The sequence below is a fragment of the Chelatococcus sp. HY11 genome (genome assembly GCF_018398335.1).
Taxonomy (GTDB): domain Bacteria; phylum Pseudomonadota; class Alphaproteobacteria; order Rhizobiales; family Beijerinckiaceae; genus Chelatococcus.
This window is the reverse complement of the sequence record NZ_JAHBRX010000001.1, coordinates 2,030,312-2,053,220: the sequence shown is the minus strand read 5'-3', so window position 1 is coordinate 2,053,220 and position 22,909 is coordinate 2,030,312. Positions and strand designations below refer to the sequence as shown.

Annotated in this window: 21 protein-coding genes; 5 read left to right on the top strand and 16 right to left on the bottom strand. The window is 65.2% G+C overall.

The genetic code is table 11. The features are described from left to right. Window positions 1-134: 134 nt before the first annotated feature. The 15 genes from KIO74_RS09460 to pdxH form a co-directional block, all read right to left on the bottom strand. Window positions 135-323, bottom strand: a complete 189-nt coding sequence (locus KIO74_RS09460) for a type II toxin-antitoxin system VapC family toxin (RefSeq protein ID WP_213331764.1) — start codon at window positions 321-323, stop codon at window positions 135-137. A gap of 18 nt (window positions 324-341) precedes the next feature. Next, complete coding sequence (locus KIO74_RS09455; RefSeq protein WP_213331763.1) at window positions 342-596, bottom strand: type II toxin-antitoxin system VapB family antitoxin; 255 nt, start codon at window positions 594-596, stop codon at window positions 342-344. 109 nt (window positions 597-705) lie between these two features. After that, window positions 706-2,643 (bottom strand): 1-deoxy-D-xylulose-5-phosphate synthase, encoded by a 1,938-nt coding sequence (dxs, locus tag KIO74_RS09450; RefSeq protein WP_213334741.1) that lies wholly within the window; start codon window positions 2,641-2,643, stop codon window positions 706-708. A 66-nt stretch (window positions 2,644-2,709) separates the two neighbouring features. Further along, a complete protein-coding gene (locus KIO74_RS09445; RefSeq protein WP_213331762.1) occupies window positions 2,710-2,994 on the bottom strand; it encodes an exodeoxyribonuclease VII small subunit in 285 nt (94 codons plus the stop codon). A 76-nt stretch (window positions 2,995-3,070) separates the two neighbouring features. Continuing rightward, window positions 3,071-5,845 carry a DUF2339 domain-containing protein gene (locus KIO74_RS09440; protein WP_213331761.1) on the bottom strand — a complete coding sequence of 925 codons (2,775 nt, stop codon included), beginning with the start codon at window positions 5,843-5,845 and terminating at the stop codon, window positions 3,071-3,073. Window positions 5,846-5,897: 52 nt separating this feature from the next. Further along, the gene (locus KIO74_RS09435; RefSeq protein ID WP_213331760.1) at window positions 5,898-6,881 is read right to left on the bottom strand and encodes an NUDIX hydrolase; all 984 of its coding nucleotides are present in this window, start codon (window positions 6,879-6,881) and stop codon (window positions 5,898-5,900) included. Window positions 6,882-6,895: 14 nt separating this feature from the next. Continuing rightward, on the bottom strand, window positions 6,896-7,414 hold the full coding sequence (locus KIO74_RS09430; RefSeq protein WP_213331759.1) for a tyrosine phosphatase family protein: 519 nt from the start codon (window positions 7,412-7,414) through the stop codon (window positions 6,896-6,898). Window positions 7,415-7,559: 145 nt separating this feature from the next. Beyond that, window positions 7,560-8,174 (bottom strand): HD domain-containing protein, encoded by a 615-nt coding sequence (locus tag KIO74_RS09425; protein WP_249731236.1) that lies wholly within the window; start codon window positions 8,172-8,174, stop codon window positions 7,560-7,562. A gap of 62 nt (window positions 8,175-8,236) precedes the next feature. Beyond that, a complete protein-coding gene (locus tag KIO74_RS09420; RefSeq protein ID WP_213331757.1) occupies window positions 8,237-8,887 on the bottom strand; it encodes a DNA-3-methyladenine glycosylase I in 651 nt (216 codons plus the stop codon). Then, window positions 8,884-9,762, bottom strand: coding sequence for a CAF17-like 4Fe-4S cluster assembly/insertion protein YgfZ (ygfZ, locus tag KIO74_RS09415; RefSeq protein ID WP_213334728.1), 879 nt, complete (start codon window positions 9,760-9,762; stop codon window positions 8,884-8,886). Before ygfZ ends, KIO74_RS09420 begins: the two co-directional genes overlap by 4 nt. Before the next feature lie 134 nt (window positions 9,763-9,896). Beyond that, complete coding sequence (locus tag KIO74_RS09410; RefSeq protein WP_213331756.1) at window positions 9,897-10,151, bottom strand: hypothetical protein; 255 nt, start codon at window positions 10,149-10,151, stop codon at window positions 9,897-9,899. Between the two features lie 193 nt (window positions 10,152-10,344). Continuing rightward, window positions 10,345-10,944 (bottom strand): TIGR02301 family protein, encoded by a 600-nt coding sequence (locus KIO74_RS09405; RefSeq protein WP_291955235.1) that lies wholly within the window; start codon window positions 10,942-10,944, stop codon window positions 10,345-10,347. A 41-nt stretch (window positions 10,945-10,985) separates the two neighbouring features. Next, on the bottom strand, window positions 10,986-11,489 hold the full coding sequence (locus tag KIO74_RS09400) for an NUDIX hydrolase (protein WP_213331755.1): 504 nt from the start codon (window positions 11,487-11,489) through the stop codon (window positions 10,986-10,988). 30 nt (window positions 11,490-11,519) lie between these two features. Then, window positions 11,520-12,275, bottom strand: a complete 756-nt coding sequence (locus KIO74_RS09395; protein WP_213331754.1) for an SDR family NAD(P)-dependent oxidoreductase — start codon at window positions 12,273-12,275, stop codon at window positions 11,520-11,522. A 154-nt stretch (window positions 12,276-12,429) separates the two neighbouring features. After that, window positions 12,430-13,044 carry a pyridoxamine 5'-phosphate oxidase gene (gene pdxH, locus KIO74_RS09390; protein ID WP_213331753.1) on the bottom strand — a complete coding sequence of 205 codons (615 nt, stop codon included), beginning with the start codon at window positions 13,042-13,044 and terminating at the stop codon, window positions 12,430-12,432. Window positions 13,045-13,087: 43 nt separating this feature from the next. On the opposite strand from pdxH, the gene KIO74_RS09385 reads away from it, so the two are divergent. Together KIO74_RS09385 and KIO74_RS09380 are read left to right on the top strand one after the other, a co-directional pair. After that, a complete protein-coding gene (locus KIO74_RS09385; RefSeq protein WP_213331752.1) occupies window positions 13,088-13,585 on the top strand; it encodes an RT0821/Lpp0805 family surface protein in 498 nt (165 codons plus the stop codon). Window positions 13,586-13,681: 96 nt separating this feature from the next. After that, a complete protein-coding gene (locus KIO74_RS09380; RefSeq protein WP_213331751.1) occupies window positions 13,682-14,623 on the top strand; it encodes a DnaJ C-terminal domain-containing protein in 942 nt (313 codons plus the stop codon). A 192-nt stretch (window positions 14,624-14,815) separates the two neighbouring features. Here the strand turns inward: KIO74_RS09380 and KIO74_RS09375 are convergent, their stop codons facing one another. Then, the gene (locus KIO74_RS09375; RefSeq protein ID WP_213331750.1) at window positions 14,816-16,732 is read right to left on the bottom strand and encodes a potassium transporter Kup; all 1,917 of its coding nucleotides are present in this window, start codon (window positions 16,730-16,732) and stop codon (window positions 14,816-14,818) included. Window positions 16,733-17,076: 344 nt separating this feature from the next. Between KIO74_RS09375 and fabI the strand changes: the two genes are divergently transcribed. The 3 genes from fabI (at window position 17,077) to KIO74_RS09360 (ending at window position 22,895) form a co-directional block, all read left to right on the top strand. Continuing rightward, complete coding sequence (fabI, locus tag KIO74_RS09370; RefSeq protein WP_213331749.1) at window positions 17,077-17,907, top strand: enoyl-ACP reductase FabI; 831 nt, start codon at window positions 17,077-17,079, stop codon at window positions 17,905-17,907. A gap of 3 nt (window positions 17,908-17,910) precedes the next feature. Beyond that, window positions 17,911-18,501 (top strand): histidine phosphatase family protein, encoded by a 591-nt coding sequence (locus KIO74_RS09365; RefSeq protein WP_213331748.1) that lies wholly within the window; start codon window positions 17,911-17,913, stop codon window positions 18,499-18,501. 344 nt (window positions 18,502-18,845) lie between these two features. Further along, complete coding sequence (locus KIO74_RS09360; protein WP_213334722.1) at window positions 18,846-22,895, top strand: Pls/PosA family non-ribosomal peptide synthetase; 4,050 nt, start codon at window positions 18,846-18,848, stop codon at window positions 22,893-22,895. Window positions 22,896-22,909 lie beyond the last annotated feature (14 nt).

Sequence of the window (22,909 nt, the reverse complement as noted above, 5' to 3'; positions counted from 1 at the left end):
GGATATGGCGAGGGCGTAGGATGCGCAGTCTCCGAGATTGAGCTTAGCTGGATGGCTCCCTTGCCATACGTCTGGTAGGCTTTGAAGGCAGCTTCCGATTGAAGCTTATCAAACGGGTGGAGCGTCGCGCTCAACTAGTCGAAGAGTGTGTCGAGATCTTCCACAAGCGATGGATCACGCGAACGCCACAACTCTGTGCGTGCTTCGAACCACGTGAAAGCCGACAGGCCGACAGCAGATGTCATCAATATCCGCATATAGTCCAACGCGCCGTCCTCATTCAGCAGGATGGCGATCAGCGCTGAAGAATCGACGACGATCATGGTATCGGGCGACCTTGGCTACTCATCCCATAGGGCGTCGAAATCGTCTTTGGTGATGACGAGTTTCTGACCACCAAGCTTCTTCCGCACGCGCTCCTGAATGTCGCGGATCGCCTGCATCTTGCGCTCAATCTCGGCCTCACGCGCGGAACGCGCCTCCTCCTGCAACAAGAGAAGGCCCTTGCGCACGGCTTCCGTAATCGTATCGCCGGTCAGGGCCGCAACATCGCGGGCAAGCCGCTCGGTCTCAGCGGATTTGATGTTGAGGGCCATGGCTTTCTTCCTCGTGCCGGAGAGGAAGAATGGAGCGTGAGGCAAGACATTGCAAGTTGGGAGGAGTGGCTGCGGACGTGGGCGATGCCGCGTGGCCATCCCTGTATCCTCACGCGCTGCGCGCCACCTCGGCCTGCCCGAGCGCCGCGAACACCTGCGCAACGATACCCGCCGCATCGAGGCCCGCATCCGCGTACATCGCCTCCGGCCTGCCGTGGTCGATATAGGCGTCGGGCAGCGTGAGGGTGCGCACCTTCAGGCCACGGTCGAGCGCGCCTTCGGCGGCGAGGCTCTGCAGCACGAAGGCGCCGAAGCCGCCGACGGAGCCTTCCTCGATGGTGACGAGGCATTCATGCGCGTGGGCGAGCCGGCGGATCAGGTCGAGATCCAGCGGCTTGGCGAAACGCGCGTCGGCGACGGTCGTGGAGATGCCGCGCGCCTCGAGAATCTCGGCCGCCTTCAGGGAATCGGCGAGCCGCGTGCCGAGCGACAACAGCGCGACGCGCGTACCTTCGCGCAGGACGCGTCCTTTTCCGATGAGGAGCGGCACGCCCTTCTCCGGCATGTCGACGCCCACGCCATCGCCGCGCGGGTAGCGGAAGGCGATCGGCCCCTCGTCGTAGGCGGCGGCGGTTGCGACCATATGGACGAGTTCCGCCTCGTCGGCGGCGGCCATCACCACCATGTCGGGCAGGCAGCCGAGGAAGGCGATGTCGAACGAGCCGGCATGAGTCGCGCCGTCGGCGCCCACGAGGCCGGCGCGATCGATGGCGAAGCGCACCGGCAGCTTCTGGATGGAGACGTCGTGGACCACCTGGTCATAGGCGCGCTGCAGGAAGGTGGAATATATGGCGCAAAAGGGCTTGTAGCCTTCCGTCGCGAGGCCGGCCGCGAAAGTGACCGCATGCTGCTCGGCGATGCCGACGTCGAAGGTGCGCGTCGGGAAGGCCTGGCCGAACAGATCGAGCCCCGTGCCCGACGGCATCGCGGCGGTGACGGCGACGATCTTCTCATCCGCGCGGGCGGCCGCGATCAAGCTCTCCGCGAAGACCTTGGTATAGGCGGGCGCGTTGCTCTTGGGCTTGGCCTGGACGCCGGTGACGACATCGAAGGTCCCGACTCCATGGTATTTGTCGGCCGAGGCCTCGGCCGGCGCGTAGCCCTTGCCCTTCTGGGTAACCACGTGGACGAGGATCGGCCCGGAGGTCGCGTCGCGCGCGTTGCGCAGCACCGGCAGGAGATGGTCGAGGTTGTGGCCGTCGATCGGGCCGACATAATAGAAGCCGAGCTCTTCGAAAAGCGTGCCGCCGGTCCAGAACCCACGCGCGAACTCCTCGGCGCGCTGTGCCTTTTCATAGAGGAACTTCGGCAGGTGACGGGCGAGCTGTTTGCCGACCTCGCGGATGGAGCGGTAGGTACCACCGGAGACGAGGCGCGCGAGATAGGCCGACATGGCGCCGGCCGGCGGCGCGATCGACATGTCGTTGTCGTTGAGGATGACGATGAGCCGCGCGTTCATGGCGCCGGCATTGTTCATCGCCTCATAGGCCATGCCCGCCGACATGGCCCCGTCGCCGATGACGGCGACCACGTTGCGCGGCTTTTCACCCGCGACCTTGCCGCCCGCATCGTCAAGCGTCTGCGCGACGGCCATGCCGAGGCCGGCGGAAATCGAGGTCGAGGAATGGGCGGCGCCGAAGGGGTCGTACTCGCTCTCGGAGCGGCGGGTGAAGCCGGAAAGCCCGCCGGGCTTGCGCAAGGTTCGGATGCGATCGCGCCGTCCGGTCAGGATCTTGTGCGGATAGGCCTGATGGCCGACGTCCCAGATGATCCGGTCTCGCGGCGTGTCGAACACGTGATGGAGCGCGACAGTCAATTCGACGACGCCGAGGCCCGCGCCGAGATGGCCGCCGGTGATCGAGACGGCGCTGATCGTCTCCTGCCGCAACTCGTCGGCGACCTGTCGCAGGGCCGAGTCAGGCAAGCGCCTGAGGTCCTCGGGCAGGGCGATCGTGTCCAGAAGTGGGGTGGCTGCCGGCACGGCGATGGTCCTCACGCAAAAAACGATCGGCCCGCCTGGCTGGAAGGGAGGGCGATCCGGTCGGACGACTGGTTATGTCTCGACGTCGAGCGGTTCCGTACCCGTCGCGCGCCCGTCGGACGACAGGGTAATCTTCTCGATGCGCTGCTCGGCCCGTCGGAGCAGGGCCTCGCAATGCGCCTTCAGAGCCTCGCCACGCTCATAGATGGTGAGCGATTCCTCAAGCGCCACATCGCCTCGCTCGAGGCGCGCGACGATCTGCTCCAGCTCGGCCAGCGCCCGCTCGAAAGGAAGGGCGGCAAGGTCGGCCTGGTTGGCAGCGCGAGGGGATGGATCCTTGGAAACGTCTTTGGTCATGGTGCGCGTTATCGCCCGTTTAGGCCCCAAGTTGCAAGCTTGGAGCCGTTCCACCTTGTCGCTGGTCCACGCGGCATTATTGCGGCGGCGCGGGCGGCTGCGTGCCTGGCTGTGGCATGGGATTATGAGGGCGTGCCCTCAGGAGAAGCTTCTGGTAGGCTAGGCCGATGCCGACCAGGACGAGGCCGAGCCCGATGAAGGAAAGTGCCCTGAGCGCGCCCTCCAAATTCGCCATGTCGACCAGGAAGACCTTGAGCACGGCGGTCAGTATATAGGCGCCGGAGAGAAGCCGGGCGAGCCGAAGCCGCCAGATAAGCCCGATGGCGAGTAGCAGGACCCCCATGGCGAGCAGCGCCAGGGAATAAACCCAGAGCTCGGTTTCGCTGGTCATGCGCCACAGGCTGACCACCGGTCCCTGGAACAGCCGCCGGATCTCAAGCAGCATATAGAGGAGATGCAGGAAGAGGCCGAGCCCGGCAGCGGTGTAGACATACCACGTCGGTCTGCTCGGCCGCGCATACCAGGCCACCGCGAAGGCGGCGATCGCCGGGATGAGATAGCCCAGCAGAAGCCCGTTGAAGATCGCCCCGCCCGGAATGGGATCGCCCGAGAAGGCCGGGTTATCGATGACGGCCAGCAGGCCGAAGGACACGGCCAGCGAGAAAACGCCGAAAGCCAGCGAAGCGATGCGATAGACCGGGTCCCTCCGGCGCGCGTCGAAGCGCACCATTACCAGCGAGAACAGCAGGCTCGATGTCACCATCAAACCCGCCTCGATCAGGCTGGAGGATTCCCGCAGGATGTCGCCGCCATTGAGCGCATGGCGGATCTGGAAGAAGACGAGCAGCGCCGCGAAGACGATCGAGAGGCTTTCGCAGAGCTGCGTGATGGCGTCCCGGCGATGCCGGGCCAGCACGACCGCGGCGAGGCCAAAGCTGACCGCCGGCACACCATAGCCCCAGAGCAGCCAGTTCAGGATCGGCGTGGTGCCCAGATCGCTGCCTGCGATGGCCGGGTCCCAGATGACGCGGCCGAGGACAAGGGCGCCGATCGCGCCGACGACGTAGCGCAGGGCCGGGATGCGGCAAAGCCAGCCGATCCAGGCGGTGCCGATCGCCGCGAGCGCGAAGGCGACCGTCAGCATGCCCTTGTCGAGCGCGAAGGTGAGGCCGAGCGCCAGCGCCGCGACGGCCGCGGAGGCAAAGGCGCCGGTGCCGAGCGCCAGGACCGGCGCTTCCGTTTCCCGTGAGCGCGTCAGGCGCGCGGCATAGGTCGCGGCAAGGCCAAGGGCGGCCGCGACGAAGGCGAAGGGGATGCTCTTGTCGAAACCGGCGACACGCCAATAGGCGATGACGAGAAGGGCAAGCGGCCCGACCGTCGCCGCGCCCGCGTAGCAGGCGATCGTCACGACGGGCAGGCGTGCGCCGACGAGGATACGCCAGAGGCTCGCCAGCGCCACGGCCGCGCCGCTGGCTATCGCGAAGGTGAGATAGAGGTTGAGCGCCTCGGGCATGGGCACGCTGCCCGCGCCGCCGGGCAGCACGTTCTGCGGTTCGGCGAGGGCTTCCCTGGCAACGGGCCAGAGGAAGAGCCCGGCGCCGGCTATGGCGGCGGCGAGCGCGGCCGCGCCGGCTGCCGGCGCGATGCGGACCGCGGTCATCATGTAGAGGGCGACCATGATCCCGCCGAAGAGCGCGCGGGTGCCGCCGTCGAGCGATACCGTCATGGCGAGCCCCGCCAGGGCCGCGAAGACGACCAGCACCAAGAGGCCGAGCCTGTCCGGGTAGGCTCTCTCGTCGTCCACGCCGCGGTTCGGGTCCACGACAAGAAGCGCGACGGCGAGCAGGGCCTGGAGGACGATATGCGTCAGCAGGGCCGGTGCATGACCCGTCGTGAAGGCGAGCACGAGGAAGGCGCCCCAGAGCGAGGCGCCTATCGCGGCCGAGACCGCGAGCCATTTCCACAGGCGCAAGCGTGCGAGGGCATAGGAGGCCGCTACGGGGAAGAGGAGATAGATGACAAGCGCCCAGGGCTCGGGCTCCTCCGTGGAGACGAGAAGCGGTGAGACGAGGGCGGCGAGAAGCCCGAGAGCCGCCAGCGCCGGACCATGCAGCACCGAAGCCGTCAACGTCGCCAGGGAGACGAGGCCGAGCAGCACGAAGGCTGTCGCGGGGCTGATGAAGTCGTAGAGCGCGTAGGACGCATAGACCGTCGCGAAGGCCGAGGCGGTTCCCGCCGCCGTCAGCACACTTGGCACATGCGCCGAGGGGATGCCCGCAAACGCTTCCGCGCGCTCGCGCCGGCGAAACCATTCGCCGGCGGCGATCAGCGCGAGCGCGAGAAGGGCGGCGCCCATGACGCGCACGCCAGGGCCGAAATAGCCCTGTTCGACGGAAAAGCGCACCAGCAGGAAACCACCGAGCGCCAGCGCGATGCCGCCGACCCACACGGCCCAGCGCGAGCCAAGCCGTTCTTCTAGGCCAGGCCGCTCCTCCAGACCGGGCCGCGGTTCCGCAGGTGCTGCAGCCTGTTCGTCGGGGGTGTCCTCGCGGGCGGCTTGCGACCATTCGGGAGCATCGGATTCAGGCGCGGGCTCCGGCGGGACGGCGTCCGCCTTTGCCTCCGGCGCCTCTGCCGTTTCCTCTGCGGGCGGCTCCAACTCTTCCTGCGTCGGGGAGGGCACGATTGGTGCTTGCGCGGGGCGTTCGCCGAGAGCGAGAGACCGCTCCAGCCCCTCGACCTTCTCCTCGAGGAGACGCGTGCGCTGCCTGAGGCCTAACGCCATGATGAAACTGGCGATCGTCATGATCGGCAGGGCCAATATCAGGAGCCCGAGCAGTACCCATTCCATGGCTTCGTTCTACCTCAAACCCGCGAAATTCATGGTGCCGCCGTGCACCGCGTCAGCCCCGCCCGCCCAGGCGCAGGCCAAGCGAAGGCCTTTCCTGCAGCACCTCGCGGCGGAAGCGAAACACGGCGGCCGGACGCCCCGCCGTCGGCGCCATGTCGCCCGTCGGCTCGACGAGCGCGGTGCCTTCTACGAAGCGCCGGAAATTCTGCTTGTGAAGGTGCCGGCCGGCGATGGCCTCGACGGTGCGCTGCAGGGCGGTCAGCGTGAAAGTGGGTGGCATCAGCTCGAAGATGAGCGGTCGATACTTGAGCTTGGCGCGCAGACGGCTGATCGCGGTCGCCAGAATGCGGCGGTGGTCGTAGCGCATCATCTCGCCCGCCGGAGGCAAGCTAGCGCGCGCCTCGGCGCTCCGCCGCCCGTCGCGTAGCGCTTCCCCGACAAGGCCGGCTTCATAGAGCAGTTCATAGCGGTCGAGCGCCTTTTCCTCGTCCCAGGGGATGCTTGCCGTGCCGAAGCTGAGCTTCAGCCGCTCGCGGCGGGACAGGCCGCGCCGCTCGATCTCCTCCCGGTCGGCGATGGCGTCGGCGGCCCACTCATCGAGCGCCGGGAGGATCGCGGCGAGGCATTCGGGCTTGCCGCTGCGCCAGTCTTCCCAGGGGAAAAAATGATACCAGGGCAGGAGGCGTGCGGTCGTCGGCACCTCGCTGGCCTCCGCGCCGAGGCGGGTCAACGCGAGATAGCCCACCGACACCTCGTGCGGCTCGCCATCGCCGCGCCGGGCGTGCCGGCCACGATCACCGAAGGTATAGAGCTGCTCGACATAGCCCAGGCTGAAGCCGGTTTGCTCCTTCACCCAGGCCCTGAGGCCGATCTCGAAGGTGCGATGGGCGAGCGGATCGAAGACACCGAACGGCAGGCCCGGCGTCGCATCGCCGCCACGTGCGACGAGGATTTGCGGCACATCTCCCTTGACCACGACGATCGCGGCCGCGAGGCCGATCTCGATGGCTGTGGACAACGGGGTGGAGGGCTCCATACCTCGCTTCGCGCTCAGGCGTTATGCAACGGAAGGACGAAGGGCTCGCCCTCGAACGCCTCGCAGCCGCGGCCGATGGCATTGGTGGCGGCGACCAGTCGTCCCTCATAGCCGAGGCGCGCATCGGCAACCTCGATGAAACGGATATTCGGCGTCGCGGACGGGGAGGCCAGACGCAAGGCCTTGGCCGCCTCTTCTGCGTCCTGATTGGCGTTCAGGGCACAGAACGACACGAGAGCCGCGGCCGTGGAACGGCTGATGCCCGCGAAGCAGTGAATGACGAGCGGGTGCTCGCGCGGCCAATCGTGGACGAAGGCGAGCAAGGCGTCCACATGTTCGACGTCGGGCAGCACATGGCCATCGAGAGGCGCGACGATGTCGCTCATACGGATGCTGAGATGATGGCCGGCCGCGATGGCGTCTGGGGTAGCCGTGGTGGTATCGCCGCTCGTCAGCGAAATGAGATGACTGGCTGAGGAGGCCGCCACAGTCTCCGAGAGGCGGGACAAGGGGCAGACATGGATGGCAGGCATGGGTCGATCCAAACTGGTCACATTCAAAGCGGTCAAGGTGCGACCATAAGGCGATTCGTGTGTACGGTCAGATCTCTAGAAGGGATTGGTTTAGCAACATGGGATTAAGGGGCCATGCACGCATCTATAAAGCCGCGTTTCCGTTTCAATCAGAAGTCGCGACGGGGCCGCTGTTAAGCGTTAGGCCGGTTGTTGCGCTCACGCTCTGGAAGCGTGCCAGAAAGCGCGCTTTCGCCTCATCCGCGCTCCACGGGGCGAGATAGGACAGGGCGGACTGCGGAAGGGCGGCCGGCCGGCCGAAGAATTTCACGGCCTCGGCGCGGTCGAAGCCGGCAAGCCGTGTCGCTTCCAGATAGGCCGCCTGCTGGTCGGCCCGTTTGGTGAGATCGCGCACGTCGGACCTGAGCGTCGCCGGCAGGCCGAAGCGCAGATGGATGGCGGCCATGAGTCGGGCCTCCACCTCGCGATAGGTGCCGCCCATGACTGTCTTGAAGGGCGAGATCATGTCCCCGATGACATATTCTGCGGCGTCGTGCAGCAGCACGCCAAGCTGCCAATGCGCAGCAGAGGCGGTCTTGGACGAAACCATGTGGCAGGCGATGGCTTCGACCAGAAGGGAATGCTGGGCGACGGAATAGATCTGCGGCCCGCTGGTCTGGCCGTTCCAGCGGGCAACCCGCGCGAGCCCGTGCGCGATGTCCTCGATCTCGATATCGAGCGGCGATGGGTCGAGCAGATCGAGCCGCCGGCCGGACAGCATGCGCTGCCAGGCGCGCGCCGCCTTGCTTCCCGACCGCGTCCCCGACGATCCGCCCTGTGTTGTCACGAACGGAAGCCCTCGGGCATATGGTCGGCGAGCTCCGCGCATTCGGCGTGGCGATAGCAGCCCACCAGATGGTCGTTGACCATGCCGACCGCCTGCATGAAGGCGTAGGTGATGGTGGGGCCGCAGAAGGTGAAGCCCGCCGCCTTCAGGGCTTTCGACATCCGGCGCGAGGTCTCCGTCTCCGCCTGCACCTCGGCGCGCGAGCGGAGATTGCTCTGCTGCGGCCGCCCCCCGGCGATATCCCAGAGAAACCGTGAAAAACCACCGTTTTCCATGATGTCGAGCCAGGCGCGCGCGCTCTTCACGGTGCCCTCAATCTTGGCCCGGTTGCGGATGATGCGGGTGTCCTCCATCAACGCCGCGCGCTTGGCCTCGTCGAAGCGAACGATCACCTCCGGGTCAAAGCCCGCGAAGGCCTCGCGGAAGCCCTCGCGGCGCCTGAGAATGGTGATCCAGGACAGTCCGGCCTGAAAGCCGTCGAGAATAAGCTTCTCGAACAGGGCCCGGTCGTCGAACTCCGGCACCCCCCATTCGGTGTCGTGGTAGGTGACGTAGAGCGGGTCGAAACCCGGCCACCAGCAGCGCCGCTTGCCGTCGGGATGATCGACGAGCCCATTGGGGGCGGCATTGTCCGTGGTGTCATTCATGGCGCCGGCCCATCGTTTGCGGCGGTTGTGGGGAAGGCGATGCTGGCATAGCCGGGCAAGGCGACCGTCAGCGGCCGTCCGTCGGCTAAAAGCGGCAGGCCTGCGGCCTGCGCGTCGACCACCCGGTCGAGCCGCAGCATGGCGAGCCCGACGGAGCCCGCATGAGAACCGAGATGGCCGACCAGCTTGCCGCCAGCCTCCACCGGCGTTTGTCCGACGGGCGCGTCGCCATCCGCAAAGGTGACGATCACGATGCGCGTGCGCGCGGTGCCGCGGTGGTGCATGCGTGAAACGACCTCCTGGCCGATGTAGCAGCCCTTGTCGAAGACAACACCGCCCATCTGATCCATCATCGTCTCGTGCGGGAAGGCATCGCCGAAGGCGAAATCCTGTCCGCCTTCCGGGACGCCCGTGGCGATGCGATGGGCATGATAGGCGCTCGCATCCAGGAGGCTCGCGTTGGCATAGGCTGCCCGCTCGCCGATGAAACGGCGGCCGAGACCTGGGGCGCGGGTGTCGTCATAGGTCAGCAGGGTGCCGATCGGCGCCTCCGCGCCGTCCCATCCGGCCGCGATCGCGAGCGTCGCCGACAGATCCTCGAGGAGAACCTTGCTGCGCAGCTTGTAAAGCGTGAGGCGCTTGAGAAAATCAGGGATCGAGGCTTGTGTCGTATCGACGAAGAACCCGCCCTCGGGGGCTGGCGTGAACAAGCCGTCGAACAAGATCTTGCCCTGGGGCGACAACAGGGCACCGAGACGGCCCACGTTCGGCTCAAGATCGTCCAGGCGACAGGTTAGAATGTTCTGCAGGAAATCGAGGGCATCGGCGCCGGAGATGCGGATGACTCCGCGATCCGCCAGGAAAGCTGACGGCATGATGAACTCCTTCCACGACTGGGCCTGACCGACGAGCACCATGCGACGAAGCGGCATGGTCGCTGACACATAGGTCTAGCGATCGGTAACCTCAAGCTTCGGGAAGAAAGCGTCGGATATGACCCTGACGGCTTCTAATGCCTCAAGCCGCTCGTAAACCCGCCGCCACGGATGCGGGTCGGCAGATTTTCCGCGAATCGGGCGACGGCTTCCTCGCCATAGGTCGTGACGAGTTCGTGGAAGGCGGTGAACAAGGCGGCGTGAGCCACGCAGTCGCCATCGAGGCCGTCGAGCTGTGCCTCCGCGAAGGCCTCGCTGAGATAAGCCAGGGCAGCCCGCTTTTCCTCGCTCGTGTCAATCATATCGAGATGGGGCTGAGAATCGTCCATGCGTGAAACCGATGGTCCTGAAGAGGGAAAAAACGCAACGGATTCGAGCTTACGCAGGAAGCATGACCGGCGCCAGCCAGTTGTTGCGAGGCGGTTAACGACACACAGGAAATCGGCCGGCGCGCCGCAAACATGTTTACCCTGATGCATAAAAACGACAGTCACGCGGCTTGGCGCCTGGAAATGACCTTATTCAACCACCAAAGCGCGAGCTTATGGTGGCTGCGAGCCGCGCGCCCTCATCGAGGAAACGCGTGATGGCCGCTTCCGCCGATGCGTTGCAGCGCCTGTAGGTGAGGGCGTAGCCGTTGAAACCGCGATTATACGCTCCCGCCAGACGCTCGCGTTCCGCGGCGGTACTCGCCTCGGCGTCGATCAGCGCGCGCATTTTCTCATACCATTGTGGAGCATCGTTCGCGCCACACAAATTGCGGAGGAAGGAGAGGGCGCCCAGCACCTCGGCGAGCCGCAGCATCTGGCCCTCATAGAGTGGCCGCTCCTCGGGCGCGGACGCCGGGGCATCCGCCGGCGGCGATGCCGCGCCGTTCTTGCCGTTACCCTGCTCCTGCGCGCTTTTATCCCGCGCGGCTGGAGCCGTGTTGGCCGCGAGAGCCGGTTCCGACCTCGCCGTGCCGAAGGAGGGGCCATCGCCGCGGCCGAGCGCCAAAGCGGCAGGCGTCGGCAGCGCGATAAGGAAGGCGACCGCGACAGCCGCCGGGACGGGATAGCCGCTCCATTTGCGATGGGGCCGGGGGCTCAGCGGCCGCAAGGGGGTCGCGTGACGTTCGTGCACTCGATCTGGCCTCGAACTTGGCGTTTCAAAAACCTGGCGTTTCAAATGGACCCATCATGGCGCCCGGCTATCGGCGCGCCACGTTCAACAATGAGAGCGGCGCGGGCCACGATATCACGCAACCCCGGTGTGACCGCCCGCTCCCCGAGATCATACGGGTCAACCCAGTCCACCGCAGCGACTTCCGCGATCGCGGCTCCTTCACCGCTTTGCCAGCTTGCCGCAAAGGCTGCCACGACGAAATGGCGCTTTACGCCCGTGCTGTCGCGCTCAATGACCTCCGCATGACCGGCGAAGCCGAGAATTGTCGCCCTGACGCCCACTTCCTCCACGAGCTCCCGCAGCGCGGCGGCTTCCAGGGTTTCCCCAAGTTCCACGTGGCCGCCCGGGAGGCTCCAGACGTCCGCCATGGGTGGATATCGCCTCGCAGCGAGCAAGACCTTGCCGTCGCGAAACACCGCAACGCTTGCCGCGAGCCGGGGCGCTGCCGGATAGAGCCGGCCGTTCTCCCGGCCCGAGGCCGGGTCTCCGGCGGAGGCGGTCATTGCGCGATCCCTTCCATCGGCCGGCCGGCCTCAGACGTGCTGGCCGCCGTTGATGTGCAATTCAGCGCCGGCCACGTAGGACGACGCGTCCGTGCACAGGAAATAGATGGCTTTCGCGACTTCGTCCGGCGTGCCGAGCCGGCGCATGGGGATCTGGCCGATGAGCTTCTCGGTGCCTGGCGAGAGGATCGACGTGTCGATCTCGCCCGGTGAGATCGCGTTGACGCGAATGCCCAAGGGGCCGAAGTCCGCCGCCATTTCCCGCGTCAGGGCGGCGAGCGCCGCCTTTGATGTCGCGTAGGCCGAACCGGCGAAAGGATGGACACGGCTGCCCGCAATGGACGTGACGTTGACCACCGAGCCGCGGGCGTTCGCCAGTTCATCAGCGAGCCCGCGCGCCAGCATGATAGGGGCGAAGAAATTCACGCGGAAAACGCGCTGCCAATCCTCGATCGAGGTTTCGAGGGCGCCGAGCCGGCTGCCTCCGTCGCCCTTGGGCGAAATGGCGGCGTTGTTGACGAGCGCGTGCAGCACGCCGCCCTCGGCTTCGAGCCGATGCCGGATCTCGGCGATCGCGGCCGCGGTATTGTCAGTGTCGGCGAGGTCGACCTGGATGTGATCCTCTGGCCCCATTTCCCAGGGGCATTGCTCCGGAAACCCGTGGCGCGAGCAGGTGATGACGCGCCAACCTGCGGCCGAGAAACGCTTGACCGTCGCGTGGCCGATGCCGCGGCTGGCTCCCGTCAGCAGCATGATGCGCCGTGCTTGGTTGGACATCTGGGCCATCGCTCTCTGCTCGCCTGTCGACCGTACCGGCCGCGGCTGGTTGCTGCCGCGTAGAATGCGCGAATTCGACCCCGGAGGCCACCGTCAGGCCGTGAGGCCTTCCGTCTCAGGATGCGCATCCGCGCTGCCGAAAGGTGTATTCTTTTGACTGATCTCAGGGGTAGAGCCGGTCCTTGCTCCACGGCGCATCCTTCGCGCTGCGGGAAAAGCGGATGCGGTCATGCAGCCGGAACGGGCGATCGTGCCAGAACTCGATGGCCGATGGCACGAGCCGGAAACCGTGCCAGTGCGGCGGCCGAGGCACCGCGCCGAGGCCGAACTTAGCCGTGAAGCTCGCAACCGCCTTTTCAAGGGCGAAGCGGCTCTCGAGGGGCTGTGACTGCTTCGAGGCCCAGGCGCCGATCTGGCTGCCGCGGGGCCTGGACGCGAAATATTCATCCGATTCTGCGTCCGGGACGGCCTCGACCGGGCCGCGCACGCGGACTTGGCGGCGCAGGCTCTTCCAGTGGAACAGCAGCGCGGCGCGCGGATTGTCCGTGAGTTCCCGCCCCTTGGCGCTGTCCTCGTTGGTGTAGAAGACGAACCCCTGTTCGTCATGCCCCTTCAGAAGGACCATCCTGAGGTCTGGCAAACCGTCACTGTCAACCGTCGCGAGGGCCATCGCGTTTGGATCATTCGGCTCGCTCGCCTCTGCGTCCCTCAGCCAGGATGAAAAGAGCTGGAAAGGGTCGTTGTCGCCCGAAAAGTCACGGCTAATTAACGGTTCCAAAGCCTAAATTCCTTTGGATGTAGAGTGCGTGGAAGGGCGCGTTATGCGCAGTCTGTCAGTGCTGGATTATAAGGGAAATAGCAAGCGTGGCGAGGCAAGGCAGACAATAAGGCGGCCTGTTCTGGCGTTCAGCGCTATCGCTATTTCACTTATCGCTGGTGGCTGCAGCCTTTCTTTTCCCGTTGCTGGCCTGATGGACGACGACGTCACGGCTTCGGTCCCGACGGCGGCCCAGCAGCCTTCACCGCTTTCACCGGAATTGACGGCGGAGGACTGGCGCCGGGCGAAAAGCGCGATGGCCGTTGCCCTCGACCCTATCGGCAACGGTGAAGCGGCCCCATGGAGCAATCCGGAGACGGCGTTGTCCGGCAGTTTCGCGCCTGCCGGTCAGCCGTATGTCAAGGGCGATGACGTCTGCCGCGATTTTTTTGCGGATCTCGTCTTGCAGACCGGGCCGCGAAAGCTGCAAGGTAAGGCGTGCCGTCCATCGGGAGGAGAATGGTCGGTCGTTGAGGCCGGGCCGGCAAAAAAGCCGACATAAAGCCATTCGGGCGCGTAAGACGCGTTGCATTTGTGCAACAATCGCCCCATATGGGGGCCGGTGCCAGCCTTTCAGGTTGCACGGCAGTGAGGACCCATGCGCGACCCTTATGATATTCTCGGGCTCAGTAAAACGGCGACCGAGGCGGACATCAAGAAGGCGTTTCGGCGCCTTGCCAAGACCTATCATCCTGATCGCAACACGAGCGACCCCAAGGCGCAGGAAAAATTCTCCGAGCTGACGGCGGCTTATGACCTGTTGAGCGACAGCGAGAAGCGCGGCCAGTTCGACCGTGGCGAGATCGATGCCGAGGGCAAGCCCCGCTTCCAAGGATTCGAGGGTTTTGGCGCGGGTCCCCATGACGGCGGCTTTGAGAACTTCAACTTCTCGACCGGCGGTGGCCATGGTTTCCGCCGTTCGACCGGTGGCTTCGATCCCCAGGATATATTTGCTGACCTGTTCGGGGAGGGGGCGGGGCGTTCCGGCGCAGCCGGCGGCCAGCGCGCCCGCCGCCAGCCGCCACGCGGTCAGGATGTCGCCGCGAGCCTGACTGTCTCGCTGGAAGACGCCGTGTCCGGCGCCAAGCGCCGCATCTTGCTGCCGCCGAACCGAGAGATCGAAGTCACGATCCCCAAGGGCATCACGGACGGCAAGGTCATTCGCCTGAAGGGTCTCGGTGAGCAAAGCCCGTTCGGCGGCGAGGCGGGCGACGCGTTGCTGACGGTTCACATCGCGCCCCATGAGCGCTTCAAGGTGGATGGGACGACCCTGCGCACGCGCCTGCCGGTCAAGCTGGAGGATGCTGTTCTCGGGGCGACGGTCCGCGTGCCCACCCTGCAAGGCGCGGTCGACATGACCATCCCGCCACGTTCGAGCGGGGGACGCAATTTCCGCCTGCGCGGCAAGGGCCTTCCGACGAAGGACGGAGCTGGCGACCTGATCGTCACGATCGATATCGAGCTGCCGAAGGAGCCGGATCTCGAGCTTGAGAGCCTGATGCGCAAACGCCGCGCCGATACAGAGCAGACCGCCGATTGAGCGGGGTGCCGCTATCGTCCATCTGATGTGAGAAGGCCGCTGTTTCTCCCTCTCCCGCCGGGGAGAGGGTTGGGGTGAGGGGATTGCGTTCTCCGGTAGGCGTCCCCCTTACCCGCGCCTTCGGCGCGACCTCTCCCCGCCGGGGAGAGGTAAGCGGGCCGGAAACGGATCCACAGCTGATTGTCGATTGCCCTACAGGGGCACCTGCACACCCACTTCCAGGGTGCGGCCGGTGGGGATCTGGAAGAAGTCCGTCGCATCAGCCGCATTGCGCGCCAGATGGATGAACAGCGCGGCCTGCCAGCGCGGCAGTTTCGATTGCGGCCCCCGCCGCAACGAGCGTCGCGACAGGAAGAACGACGTCGACATGATGTCGCTGCGCCAGCCGCATGTCCGTGCGATGGCGAGGCCTTGGGGCACGTTCGGCGTTTCCGCATAGCCGAAGGTCATGGTGACCTGCGTGAAATCGTCGTTGACGGGGGTGATCTCAATGCGCTCCGCGTCGGGAACGCGTGGACGATCCGACGTCGTCACCGTCAGGATGACGTTCTTCTCATGCAGGACCTTGTTGTGCTTGAGATTGTGCAACAACGCGCGCGGAGCGGTCTCCGGCTCGCCGGTCAGGAACACGGCGGTGCCCTTGACGCGATGCGGATGGCTGAGTTCCAGCAGCCGTGCCAGTTCCTCCATCGAGACTTCCGCATGGCGCGTTTTCTCGGAGACCACCCGCACCCCGCGCCGCCAGGTCAGCATCACGACGATGAGGCCGGCGCTGACGACGAGCGGGAAGAGACCGCCGTGGCCCATCTTGCTGAGGTTGGCGGAGAGGAAAGTGACGTCGAGCACGAACAGCGGTGAAAACAGGGCGGCCGTGGCGAGGAAGCTCCAGCGCCAGACCCGCCAGACGACGAGGAAGGCGAGCATGGTCGTGACGACCATCGTGCCGGTCACGGCGATGCCATAGGCGGATGCGAGGCCCGCCGAGGAGCGGAAGGCGAAGACCGCGCAGAGCACGCCGACGAGCAGCATCATGTTGATGCGCGGCATGTAGATCTGCCCGGCATGGCTATCGGACGTGTGGCTGATCGTGAGGCGCGGGATAAGGCCGAGCTGAATGGCCTGGCGGCTGAGGGAGAATGCGCCGGTGATCACCGCTTGCGACGCGATGACAGTGGCGCCCGTCGCGCACACGACGACCGGGATGAGAGCCCACTCGGGAAAGAGAAGAAAGAACGGATCGGACGCGGCGCTCGGATCGTCCAGAACGACGGCGGCCTGCCCGAGGTAGTTGAGGGCGAGCGCCGGGAAGACGAGCCCGAGCCACGTCAGCCGGATGGGTGCCCGGCCGAAATGCCCGAGATCCGCGTAGAGCGCTTCAGCGCCCGTGACGGCGAGGAAGACCGCGCCGAGAGTGACGAAGCCGATCGTGCCGTGCTCGGCAAGGAACGCGATCCCGAAGCGCGGATCAAGCGCGGCCAGCACCTCCGGGTTCGACACGAGGCCGCCAAGCCCGCCCACTGCAAGGATCAGGAACCAGACCACCATGATCGGCCCGAACAGCGCGGCGACGCGTGCCGTGCCCCGATACTGAATGGCAAAAATCGCAACGAGTAGAACGACCGTCAGCGGCAGGATATAGGGCTCGAATACCGGCGTGATCAGCTTCAGGCCTTCCACGGCCGAGAGCACGGAAATCGCCGGCGTGATGACAGCATCGCCATAGAACAGAGCAGCGCCGATGATGCCGAGCAGGATGACGAAACCACTGCGGCCGCCTTTCGCATGCTGCAGAAGCGCCACCAGGGACAGCGTTCCACCCTCGCCATTGTTGTCGGCACGCAGCAGCACGATCACATATTTAACGGTGACGACGAGGGCGAGCGTCCACAGGATCAGCGAAAGCACGCCGAGGACCTTGTTCTCCAGTCCGCCCGGCCCGGCATGGGCCAGCGCCTCACGAAAGGCATAGAGGGGGCTCGTGCCGATATCGCCATAGACGACCCCTGCGGTTCCGAGCGCGAGCGCGAGGAGGGACTGGGGCGACGCGCCTGCCTGGTGCGTCGACGCGGCGCCGGCATTGGTTTGCTGGCCGGCTACGGCATGAGACATGATGAGGATACGTTATGTTGCATTGCACAATTATTTATGGCGCGCTTATAGCATTCCCATTAACGGCGGCCTCTGCAATGGGCGCATGACAGGTGCGAAGCCACGCCCCTTGATTATTAACAAATCCTTATTGGCGCTGAAGCGAACGAAAGACCTGTGCGAAAAGGGAGGAAAATGTCGACCGCGGCCAAATTCGTGATCGACTGTTGCAGATGGTCGCATGCTGTGAACGGCGGAGCTGCCGCTGAGGCTTCCGTCGTCGGCAACCCTCAGCTAATGATGCCTTGCGTTTCTGTCGACGATCGTTGATTCCTCGCCCTTCGTATCCACAACGTTTCATGGCCATGGCTGATAACACCCAAAGCACTTCGTCCATCCTCTCCGGTAAACGCGGATTGATCATGGGGGTTGCCAACAACCGCTCGATTGCCTGGGGTATTGCCAGGGCCGCCCGTGCCCATGGTGCAGAGCTTGCCCTGACCTATCAGGGCGACGCGCTGAAGAAGCGCGTGGAGCCGTTGGCCGCCGAACTCGGGGCCTTCGTCGCCGGCCATTGCGACGTCACGGACGGTGCCACCATCGACGCTGTCTTCGCGGCGATCGAGGAAAAATGGGGCAAGCTCGATTTCATCGTGCATGCCATCGCCTTCTCCGACAAGGACGAGCTGACCGGGCGCTATCTCGACACGAGCGAGGAGAACTTCACCAAGTCGCTGCTCATCTCCTGCTATTCGCTGACGGCGGTGGCCCAGCGGGCGGAGAAGCTGATGACCGACGGTGGCTCCATCCTGACGCTGACCTACTACGGCGCCGAGAAATGGATGCCCCATTATAATGTCATGGGCGTCGCCAAGGCAGCGCTAGAGGCGAGCGTTCGCTATCTGGCGGCCGATCTCGGCCCGCAGAACATCCGCGTCAACGCGATCTCGGCCGGGCCGATCAAGACGCTCGCGGCCTCCGGCATCGGCGATTTCCGCTACATCCTGAAGTGGAACGAGTACAACTCGCCCCTGAGACGCACGGTTACCATCGAGGAGGTGGGCGAAAGCGCTGCCTTCCTGCTCTCCGACATGGGACGCGGCATCACCGGCGAGGTGACCCATGTGGACGCGGGCTACCATGTCGTCGGCATGAAGAACCCCGACGCGCCCGATATCGTGCTCGGCAAGGATTGAGGCGTGGCCCCGACGATCTATTTCGTCCGCCACGGCGAGACCGACTGGAATGCGGAGGGTCGCCTGCAAGGGCAGCGTGATACATCGCTGAACGATCGTGGACGCCGCCAGGCGGACGAGGTTGGGCGCTTCCTGCCGGATCTGGTGCCCGGCTTCGCCGAGCTCGACTATGTCGCGAGCCCCCTTTCGCGCACCCGCGAGACGATGGAGCGCCTGCGGGCTGCCGCCGGCCTTCCGGTCGACGATTTCCGCCGGGACGAGCGTTTGCGGGAAGTCTCCTTCGGCATCTGGGAAGGTATGACCTGGAAAGAGGTCCGCTCCCGCGACAATGCCGGTGCTGCCGCCCGCGACAAGGACCGCTTCGGCTTCATGCCGCGTAACGGCGAGAGCTACGTGATGGTCGTCGAACGGCTGAGGCCGTTCATCGCGGATATCACGCGGGATACCCTTGTGGTCTCGCATGGCGGTGTCGCACGCGCGCTCCTGACAATGTTGACGGATCTCTCCACGGCCGAGGCCCCCTCGGTGCCAATCTGGCAGGGGCGGGTGCTGGTCTTCCGCGATGGCGCCGCCCATTGGACCCCGGAAAGCTGATCGGCAGCGCGACATATTTCCAGTATTGCGATGATGTTTCGGGCCGCGCCACCGTTGCGCGGCCTTTTTCTCATGCGCCAAGATGAACGGCCGAGATCGACTTCGTTCATGCAGTGTTCAGCCGGCCGAGCTCAAGAATGAGGCACGAGCTGGTCATATCGATCAGTGCGCATGGGTGCCTGTCACGATCCTTGATGGGCCGACTGATATGAGGTGACGGCGCCGCCGACGCGAAGTTATCGGCAATCCCGAGAGTCTGGAGATCAATATTCGCGTTCGCTTCCAGCGATCGGGGTGCGTTTGCGTGCGCCAAATCTCTTAAAAGGCCAAGTGTTATGAACAATATGTCGCCCAGCCATACGCCTGAAATGAAAGCGGAAGTCGTTGATCTCCCGAGTTCGTGTCTTTTTGGAGACGAGCGGCCGGAGTTTCTGCGCGATGAGACGCTGAGCGATATTTTTAGCAATACCGTGCGCCTGCGGGGCTACCGGATCGCCATCATCGATGGCGCGGAGGTATGGAGCTACAGCCGCGTGGAGGCTAAGGCCAATGCCATCGCCTACGGCTTGATGGCGCATGGCTGTGGTCCGGGTGATGTGGTCGGTCTGTGGATGCCGCGAGGGGCCGCGTTGCTCATTGCGCAGATCGCCATCACGAAGGCGGGGGCTGCCTGGCTGCCGTTCGACGCCGACGCGCCGGTCGAGCGCATCGCCGTGTGTCTTGCCGACGCGAAGGCGAGAGGCATACTGACTTCGGCGGATTGGGCGTCGCGTCTCGGTGGCGTTGATTGCCCCGTCTGGGATGGGGTCGCCATCGCAGATACCACCAAGAGCGCGCCGCCAGAGCCGCGCCGCCGTGGCCTGACGCCCGATCACCCGGCCTACCTCATTTACACCTCGGGTTCGACGGGGACGCCCAAAGGCATCGTCATCACCCACCGCAACATCTGCCATTTTCTGCGTTCGGCCGGTGACGTCTACGGTATAGATGCGGACGACGTCGTCTTTCAGGGCGCGTCGGTCGCCTTCGACCTCAGCATGGAAGAAATCTGGGTTCCTTATCTCGTTGGAGCCACCCTCTTCGTGGCGACCCGCGCGATCATGGACGATCCCGAGCGGCTTCCCGACGTGATGGCTGAGAACGGCATCACCGTGCTCGATACGGTGCCGACCCTCTTGTCGATGCTCACCCGCGACATTCCAAGCCTCAGGCTGATCATTCTGGGTGGCGAAGCCTGCCCGCCGTCGGTTGCCACCCGCTGGTCGGCGCCCGGCCGGCGGATCGTCAACAGCTACGGACCGACGGAAGCGACCGTGGTGGCGACGCTTGCCGACGTGCACCCGGGAGAGGTGGTCACTATCGGCCGCCCCCTGCCGAACTACAGCTGCTACATCGTCGATGAGGACCTCAATCTCCTGCCGGTCGGCCTGCCTGGCGAACTCCTGATCGGGGGACCCGGCGTGGCGCAGGGATATCTCGCGCGGCCGGAACTGACGGCGCAGAAGTTCATCGCCAATCCATTCGCGGGCCAGGACCCGATCCTCTATCGCTCGGGCGATGCCGCGAGCATCGACGAGATGGGCCGCATTCATTTCCATGGCCGTATCGACGATCAGGTCAAGATCCGTGGCTTCCGTGTGGAGCTTGGGGAAATCGAGGCGCGGCTGGTCGCCGAGCCCGGCGTGGCGCGGGCGGCCGTCGTGCTGCGGACCGACAATGACATTGAGCGCCTCGTCGGCTTCGTCGTGCAGCATCCCGACGCGGTGATGACGGGTGCGGGGCTTCGCCTTGCCCTCGGCGCGAGCCTGCCGGCCTACATGGTGCCCTCGCATATCGAGATGGTCGGTGAATTGCCGACGATGTCGTCCGGCAAGATCGACCGCAAGGTCCTGCGGGCCATGCCGCTGGCCGCCGCGACCGCCGAGGTCGATGACGAGCCGCGGAGCGAGACCGAGGCGACCCTCATGGCAGCGGCGAAACGGGTGTTCCCGAATACCGCGATTCCGCTCGACGCCGATTTCTTCATGGAGCTTGGTGGCCATTCGTTGATTGCCGCCCGCTTCGTGTCGGCGGTGCGCGAGACGCCGGCGCTGGCGGGGCTCACCCTCAACGACGTCTATGGACAGCGCACGCTGCGCGCGATGGCGGCAAATCTCGATCTGCGCCGTCCGGCCGGGCCTTCGGCTGAGCCTCTCGATCTCAGCTTCACGCCGCCGCCTCTCTTGCGCCGTTTCCTCTGTGGTCTCGCCCAGGCGGCGGTCCTTCCATTCATTCTGGCACTGATGACCGCGCAATGGCTCGGCGTTTTCGTCAGTTACATGCTGATCACGGCGGCGGATGCGCCCTTCCTCGTCGATGCCTCGACGTTTCTGGGTGTCTATGTCGCGATCAATATCGCCACGGTGGCGATCGTGATCGCTGGCAAATGGCTGGTGATGGGCCGCACCAAACCGGGTCGTTACCCCCTATGGGGCACCTATTATTTTCGCTGGTGGCTGACCCAGCGCCTCCTCTCCCTCGTCCACATGAAGTGGTTCCAGGGCTCGCCGATCATGCGGGTGTACCTCAGGGCGCTCGGCGCGAAGGTCGGGGACGACGCGCTGATCAGCGAATTCGAGGTCGGCGCCATTGATCTTGTGACGATCGGCGCAGGCGCGTCCACGGGCGGCAAGGTGAAGTTCGCGAACGCGGAAGTCGTCGGCAATGAGCTCATCATCGGGGAGATCGCCGTCGGCGAGCGCGCCTATATCGGTACCTCGTGCGTGATCGGCCGGAATGTCGATGTCGGGACAGGCGTCGAACTCGCCGATCTCTCATCCGTCGGCGAAGGCACAACCATTCCAGCCTATGAGAGCTGGGACGGATCGCCGGCGAGGCAGGTCGGGATGGTCAATCCCGCTGAACTGAGCCAGCCGCCGGCTGCGAGCGGTGTCCGCAGGCGTATCAACGCCGTCGTGTATATGCTCGCACTTCTCGTGCTGCCGCCGATCAGCCTCCTGCCGATCTTCCCGGCCTTCTATCTGTTTGACCGGCTCGACGAGATTTTCGGCGCGGCCGTCCATGTGAACTATCTCTACTATGTGCCGTTCCTGGCCTGGCCGACGGCGATGGCGCTCATCGGCGTGACGGTGATGCTGATTGTCGCGCTGCGGTGGATCGTGCTGCCGCGCGTCACCCCCGGCACCTATTCCGTCCATAGCGGCTTCTACCTGCGCAAATGGACCGTGGCGCTGGCCGCCGAGGTGACGCTCGAGACGCTCTCGTCGCTTTATGCCACCGTCTATATGCGCGGCTGGTACCGCCTGATGGGCGCCAAGATCGGCAAGGACGCGGAGATCTCGACCAATCTCGCCGGCCGCTACGACCTCACCGAGATCGGCGAGAAATGTTTCATCGCCGACGAGGTGGTGCTGGGCGACGAGGATATCCGGGACGGATGGATGACGTTGCGGCCCATCAAGACCGGCGCGCGTGTGTTCGTGGGCAACGACGCGGTTGTTCCTCCCGGCGCGGTGATTCCTGAAGGCGCCTTGATCGGCATCAAATCCAAGCCGCCGGCTAATGAAGCCATGACGGCGGGCGATACCTGGTTCGGCAGCCCACCGATCCGCCTGCCGGTCCGCCAGACCTTCGGCGATGTCGGCGCCACATGGACCTATGAGCCTTCGCGTTGGCGCCGCCTCGGCCGTGGTGTGTTCGAGGCCTTCCACCTGTCCTTGCCGATGGCCCTGTTCATCACCTTCGGCACCTACGCGGTGGAGGTGCTGGGGCCCGCGGCGCTCGACGGCCGCTACGGCACGGCGGCGCTCCTGTTCGTGGCGTCCAGCGTGGTGATTTCCTGCGCGATGATGCTCGTCGTGGCGGGCATCAAATGGGCACTGATGGGCACCTACCGTCCAGTCGTGAAGCCCATGTGGTCATGGTGGGCCATGCGTACGGAGGCGGTCGCCGTGATGTACTGGGGCCTCGCCGGCAAGGTGCTCCTGGACCATCTGCGCGGCACGCCGTTCCTGCCATGGGCGCTGCGCGTGTTCGGCTGCAAGATCGGTGAGGGCGTATTCCTCGACACGACCGACGTCACCGAGTTCGATTGCGTGCATGTCGGTAAATTTACCGTCATCAATGGCCTGTCCGCCCTGCAGACCCATCTCTATGAGGACCGGGTCATGAAGGTCGGATGTGTCCGTATCGGCAAGGGCGTCAGCATCGGCGCGGGATCGACGGTGCTCTATGCCACGACGGTCGGCGACTTCGCGCGCCTCAGCCCCCTGACCCTCGTCATGAAAGGCGAGGCTATCCCGGCGCACAGCGCCTGGTGCGGAGCGCCCGCGGAGCCGAAGGTGCAAGCGGTGCCCGCGGCCGCATCAATCCATCAGGCCGCTCTCGCGGCCTGATCCAGGTCATGAAC